We start from the raw sequence: 1,391 nt of genomic DNA, 5'->3' as shown, positions 1-1,391 counted from the left end.
CGATCATCTTCTTGCGACCGAAGATAAGGTGGCGACGTTTACCGCCAACTTGACGCCATAACACAGCGCTTCGAATTCCTGATAGCAGCAGGGCACGAACCTTATGCTGGCTCGACGTCTGTTGAAGTACAGCTGGCGTCCCAGAAACCTGAATACGCGGGCCGATAGGGCTCACAACATCAAGGTAGATACTGGCTAGGTTGCTGATCATTTGCTCGTCAAACAGATCAAAGTGTTCAGTTTGACGTTCTGCAGTTTGAATACGATCGCCAAGCTGAGACATAGAGTCGTTACGAGAAGATAGCTTACGCTCAAGTGCCATCAAGCTGATGATGTAGCGAGTAATATCGCTACCAGCGGGAGTACTATCGATACCTTTTACTAAGCACTCAAGGCCAAGCTTTAGGTTCGCTTCACGTCCAAAGACACCCACGGTGTTCGCTGGATTGGTATTTAAAATGGCACTGAGTGAAGCTTCGAAGGCATCTTTATCACAATGGCCGTCTTTCGCTACTTGTTGAACCAAAGCCACAGCTTGGCAAATTCCAGCGAAAGCAATAGTACGGTCATAAAGTGTATTAGCCACGTAGTAACTCCTAGTTGTCTTCTATTGTTTGTCGTTCGATTATTGGTTAGATGCGCTTTTCAATGATACCACCACCAAGACATACGTTGTCTAGGTAGAACACTGCTGATTGACCTGGGGTCACCGCAATTTGTGGTTCGTCAAAAATAACCTTAATGTTCTCGTCATCAATTGGGATGATTGTACAAGGAATATCGGTCTGACGGTAACGTGTTTTTACCGTGCACGTCATAACTTCAGTAATTGGTGTGCGATTAACCCAATGAAGCTGAGAAGCGATCAAACCTTCTGATTTTAAAAGAGGGTGGTCTTTACCTTGTACCGCGATCAGAACATTACGTTTAAGATCTTTTTCACCAACAAACCATGGTTCTTCATTACCGCCGCCACCTTTGGTACCACCGATATGCAGGCCTTTACGTTGGCCTAGCGTATGGTACATCAAGCCTTGGTGTTGCCCAATAACTTGGCCTTCTGGTGTCTCGATGTTTCCCGGTTGAGCGGGTAGGTATTTGCCTAAGAACTCAGTGAACTTTCGCTCACCAATAAAGCAGATGCCTGTTGAATCTTTCTTTTTCGCAGTGATCAAGTCTTGCTCTTCAGCAATACGTCGTACTTCTGGCTTCTCTAATTCACCCACAGGGAATAGGCTGCGTGCCACTTGATCTGAGCTTAGCGTATAAAGGAAATAACTTTGGTCTTTATTGCCGTCTAGGCCGCGTAGCATTTCTGGCTTCGCACCAGCGTCTAGCTCTTCTTGTGTTGGGAAAGTACGACGAACATAGTGACCCATCGCGATGTAGTC

At 46.2% G+C, this 1,391-nt stretch carries 2 protein-coding genes; both read right to left on the bottom strand.

Going from position 1 to position 1,391, the window contains the following annotated elements:
• The coding region (hflD, locus tag AB4653_RS11105) for a high frequency lysogenization protein HflD (protein ID WP_372104170.1) at window positions 1-586 on the bottom strand (586 nt) is incomplete at its 3' end.
• Between the two features lie 46 nt (window positions 587-632).
• Window positions 633-1,391 (bottom strand): tRNA 2-thiouridine(34) synthase MnmA (gene mnmA, locus AB4653_RS11100; protein WP_372104168.1); only part of this gene is annotated, 759 nt, incomplete at its 5' end.

Origin of the sequence: Vibrio sp. 10N.222.48.A3 (assembly GCF_041475345.1) — a bacterium.
Taxonomy (GTDB): domain Bacteria; phylum Pseudomonadota; class Gammaproteobacteria; order Enterobacterales; family Vibrionaceae; genus Vibrio; species Vibrio tasmaniensis_A.
Note: the sequence above shows the minus strand (reverse complement) of the source record. Positions and strands in the feature narration are given on the sequence as shown.